Origin of the sequence: Kitasatospora sp. NPDC036755 (genome assembly GCF_040636595.1) — a bacterium.
Classification (GTDB): Bacteria; Actinomycetota; Actinomycetes; order Streptomycetales; family Streptomycetaceae; genus Kitasatospora.
In genome coordinates, this window is the sequence record NZ_JBEZUT010000490.1 from 1 (window position 1) to 4,472 (window position 4,472).

Below are 4,472 nucleotides of genomic sequence, written 5' to 3' on the forward strand. Positions count from 1 at the left end.
CCGCCGTCCCCGCGCCGACCGCCCCGGTCTCCCTCGCCCCGTCCCCGACCACCGCGCCGACGCCGGCGGCGGCCACCGGTCCGCTGGGCTCGGAGGTCCGCTTCGGCTGGCTGCCGCCGTGGCTGGCCCGGCCGACCGTGGGCTACGCGGAGTCCGACGGCCGGTCCGTCGCCACCGCGGCCACCACGACCGCCGTCCTGAACGCCGTCCCCGACCTGAAGCTCCGGCTGCTGGGCGGTGCCGACGAGACCCTGGCGCCCGGCGCCCACACCACCGCCGCGCCCGCGGTCGCCGGCCGGGAGGCCCGCTGGCTGGTCACCGACGAGTCGGGGACCACGGTCGGCCTGCGCTGGTCGACCCCCTCCGGCCGCTGGGCCGAACTGCGCGCCACCGTCTGGCTCGGGGCGAAGATCCAGGACGACCTGCTCCGGGTCGCGGCCGACGTCCGGTTCGGCGCCTGGGACGTCCCGTTCCCGGTGCGGCCCACCGGCGTGCCCGCCGACCTCGTGCTGCGGACCGCCGAGGTCCACCGGCCGTCCAAGGACTCCGAGCCCCCGTGGAGCGCCATCCTCTCGTACACCGTCGACGGGAAGTGGCTGAGCGTCACGGTCCAGCCGGACGGCTTCGGGGTGTTCGCGGACGGCCGGCCGGACGGCGGCACCCCGGTGTGCCGGGCCGAGGGGGGCGTGCGGCTCTGCGCCAACGGCACCGCGGCGGGGATCCCCTCGGTGCGGGAGGCCGGCGGACTGGCCGGCCTGCTCACCCGGTTCACCGTGTTCGGCGCGGACGAGGCCTCGTGGAGCGCGGCGGTCCCGGCCTCCCCCGCCGGCCGGCCCCGCTGACGGACCCGCGGGGACGGCCCGGCAACGCCGACGGCCGGCGCCCCGGAGAGGGGGCGCCGGCCGTCGGGCGGAGCACCGGTCAGTAGCGGTACTGCTCGGCCTTGTACGGGCCCTCGACCGGAACGCCGATGTAGTCGGCCTGCTCCTTGGTCAGGGTGGTCAGCTTCACGCCCAGCGCGTCGAGGTGCAGGCGGGCGACCTTCTCGTCCAGGTGCTTCGGCAGCACGTAGACGCCGATCGGGTACTGCTCGGTCTTCGTGAACAGCTCGATCTGGGCGATCGTCTGGTTCGCGAAGGAGTTGGACATCACGAAGGACGGGTGGCCGGTCGCGTTGCCCAGGTTCAGCAGGCGGCCCTCGGACAGCATGATGATGGTGTGGCCGTCGGCGAAGCGCCACTCGTGGACCTGCGGCTTGACCTCGGTCTTCACGATGCCGGGGAGCTTCGACAGGCCCGCGATGTCGATCTCGTTGTCGAAGTGGCCGATGTTGCCGACGATCGCCTGGTGCTTCATCTGCTCCATGTGCGAGGCAAGGATGATGTCCTTGTTGCCCGTGGTGGTGATGAAGATGTCGGCGATCGAGACGACGTCCTCCAGGGTGGTGACCTGGTAGCCGTCCATCGCGGCCTGGAGCGCGCAGATCGGGTCGATCTCGGTGATGATCACGCGGGCGCCCTGGCCGCGCAGCGACTCGGCGCAGCCCTTGCCGACGTCGCCGTAGCCGCAGACGACCGCGACCTTGCCGCCGATCAGGACGTCGGTGGCGCGGTTGATGCCGTCGATCAGCGAGTGGCGGCAGCCGTACTTGTTGTCGAACTTCGACTTGGTGACGGCGTCGTTGACGTTGATGGCCGGGAACAGCAGCTTGCCGTCACGGTGCATCTCGTACAGGCGGTGGACACCGGTGGTGGTCTCCTCGGTCACGCCCTTGATCGTGGAGGCGACCTCGGTCCACTTGTTCGGGGTGTCCTTGAGGGTGCGGTTGAGCAGCTCCAGGATGATCCGGAACTCGTCGTTGTCCGCGGTGGACGGGTCCGGCGCGGCACCGGCCTTCTCGAACTCGACGCCCTTGTGGATCAGCAGGGTGGCGTCGCCGCCGTCGTCCAGGATCATGTTCGGGGTCTTGCCGTCGGGCCAGGTCAGGGCCTGCTCGGTGCACCACCAGTACTCGTCCAGGGTCTCGCCCTTCCAGGCGAAGACCGGAACGCCCTGCGGGTTCTCCGGGGTGCCCTCCGGGCCGACGGCGATGGCCGCGGCGGCGTGGTCCTGGGTGGAGAAGATGTTGCAGGAGCACCAGCGGACCTCGGCACCGAGCGCCGTCAGGGTCTCGATCAGGACGGCGGTCTGCACGGTCATGTGCAGCGAGCCGGTGATGCGGGCGCCGGCCAGCGGCTGGGACTCGGCGTACTCGGCGCGGATCGCCATCAGGCCGGGCATCTCGTGCTCGGCCAGCTGGATCTCCTTGCGGCCGAACGGCGCCAGGGAAAGGTCGGCGACCTTGAAGTCACCGGTGATGTCGGTCGACATGCGTCTGCTCCTCGCTGATGGGGGTGGGGCCAAGGTCCGGACGTGCCGTCGCGTGCGTCAGGCCGTACGGGTGCACGGCCACGCCGGAACCGCCGGGTCCGCTGGTGGACCGGCTTCCCGTTGCGCAGCACAAACCGTCGGAGGACCTCTCTCCCTCGACCGGCGAGCACCCCACGGGTGCGGGCCGCCGATCGACCGCCATCAGCAGCGACGTTCTGGCTCTGGTGACGAATCTACACCGACGGCCCCGCCGGCCGTCCGCCGATGACCGATTTCGGCCCCCGCTCCGACCCGCTCTCAAGCCGGGCCCCAGGAGGCCTCAGTGGGCGCCGCCGGGGCCCGGGCCGCCGGGCGTGGCGGCCGGGTCGTCGCCCGCCGCGGCCTTCTCGGCGCTGTAGACGTCGGGCTCCAGGTAGATCGCCCTGGCGATCGGGACGGCCGCGCGGACCCGCTCCTCGGCGGCGTCGATCGCCGCCGCCACCCGGGCCGCGCTGTCCTCCGCGTTGACGGCGATCTTGGCGGCGACCAGCAGCTCCTCCGGGCCGAGGTGCAGGGTGCGCATGTGGATCACCCCGGTGACCGCGTCGCCGTCCACCAGCGCCTCCCGGATCCGGCGCACCGACTCCTTGTTCGCCGACTCACCGAGCAGCAGCGACTTGGTCTCCAGGGCGAGCACCACGGCGATCACCACCAGCAGGACGCCGATGCACAGGGTGCCGACGCCGTCCCAGACGCCGTCCCCGGTGATCACGGTGAGCCCGACGCCGAACAGCGCGAGCACCAGGCCGATCAGCGCGCCGGTGTCCTCCAGCAGCACGACCGGCAGCTCCGGCGCCTTGGCGGTGCGGATGAACTGGGTCCAGCTCTGCTTGCCCTTGGCCTTCTCCGACTCCCGCATCGCGGTGAGGAAGGACCAGCCCTCCATGCCGATGGCGAAGACCAGCACGCCGACCGCCCAGCCCCAGGCGTCCAGTTTCTCCGGGTGGCTGATCTTGTGCCAGCCCTCGTAGATCGCGAACAGGCCACCGACGCTGAACAGCACGATGGCCACCAGGAAGCCGTACACGTAGCGCTCGCGGCCGTACCCGAAGGGGTGCTCCTCGTCGGCCGCCCGGCGCGCCCGCTTGCCACCGACGAGCAGCAGCACCTGGTTGCCGGAGTCGGCCACCGAGTGGACGCCCTCGGCCAGCATCGAGGAGGAGCCGGTGAAGCCGAAGGCGGTGAACTTGGCCGCCGCGATCGCCAGGTTCGCGGACAGGGCCGCGATGAGTGCCTTGGTGCCGCCCTCGGTGCTCATGCGGCCACCTCGCCGCACTCGGCGGGCGCTCCGCACACCGCGCACGCCCTGACTGCGTGCTCGCTCCGCTCATTCATGCCTGACAGTCCTCACGGGTCGGTACGGCTCGTCGAGCGCCTACCGTACCGGCCGTGACGTCCCGTCCGGCCGACCGTCTCAGGACTGCGCGGCGGCGAGGCCCAGGTAGACGGCGGCGAAGTCGGTCAGCGCGACCAGGTCGGCCAGCGCGTGCAGCGCGTCCGGCCGGGTGCTCGCGTACTCGGTCAGCCGGACGTCGTGCGCGGCGGCCAGCCGGTGCGCCCGGGAGACGCCGAAGCTGCGCGGCCCGGCGTCCTCCTCCGGCACCTCGACCGGACCGTCCGGCGCGTCCTCGGCCCCCGCGCCGGCCGCGCCGGGGGCGTGCCGCAGCAGCAGGACCTGCAGGTGCAGGGGGTCCGGCTCCTCGACCCGGTCGCGGAAGAAGTCGTCCGGGTCGGCGCCCGCCCCCAACTGCCCGGTGAACATGCCCCGGTGGGCGGTGAGCACCTGCGGCAGCGGACCGGCCAGCGCCGGGCGCCCGGCCCGGTCGGCCAGCTGGGCGGCGAACCGGGTCACGGCCGCCCCGGCGATCGGGCCCTCCGCCCACAGCAGCGGAACCGTCCCGGCCAGCCGGGCGGCAAGGCCCTTCGCCGGGTTGGTGTACGCGGCCGCGTCCGGGCGGCAGCGCACGGCGGCGGCGGTGAACAGGTTGATCGCCACGACCGAGTTGACGTCCTGTTCGTTGATCGACTTGATCAGCCACTCGCCCATGCCGTGCCAGCCGAAG

At 72.6% G+C, this 4,472-nt stretch carries 3 protein-coding genes and 1 pseudogene; 1 reads left to right on the top strand and 3 read right to left on the bottom strand.

The window, feature by feature from the left end:
- Positions 1 to 842 (top strand): annotated as a pseudogene (locus AB0E96_RS38555) (hypothetical protein); the annotation flags it as partial.
- Between the two features lie 79 nt (positions 843 to 921).
- Here AB0E96_RS38555 and ahcY read toward each other — a convergent pair.
- From ahcY to AB0E96_RS38570, 3 genes are all read right to left on the bottom strand, one after another.
- The gene (gene ahcY / locus AB0E96_RS38560) at positions 922 to 2,370 is read right to left on the bottom strand and encodes an adenosylhomocysteinase (RefSeq protein ID WP_359831119.1); all 1,449 of its coding nucleotides are present in this window, start codon (positions 2,368 to 2,370) and stop codon (positions 922 to 924) included.
- A 319-nt stretch (positions 2,371 to 2,689) separates the two neighbouring features.
- Positions 2,690 to 3,667, bottom strand: a complete 978-nt coding sequence (locus tag AB0E96_RS38565; protein WP_359831121.1) for a cation diffusion facilitator family transporter — start codon at positions 3,665 to 3,667, stop codon at positions 2,690 to 2,692.
- 156 nt (positions 3,668 to 3,823) lie between these two features.
- Positions 3,824 to 4,472, bottom strand: a 649-nt coding sequence (locus AB0E96_RS38570) for an SIS domain-containing protein (RefSeq protein WP_359831122.1), incomplete at its 5' end; no start/stop codon positions are given.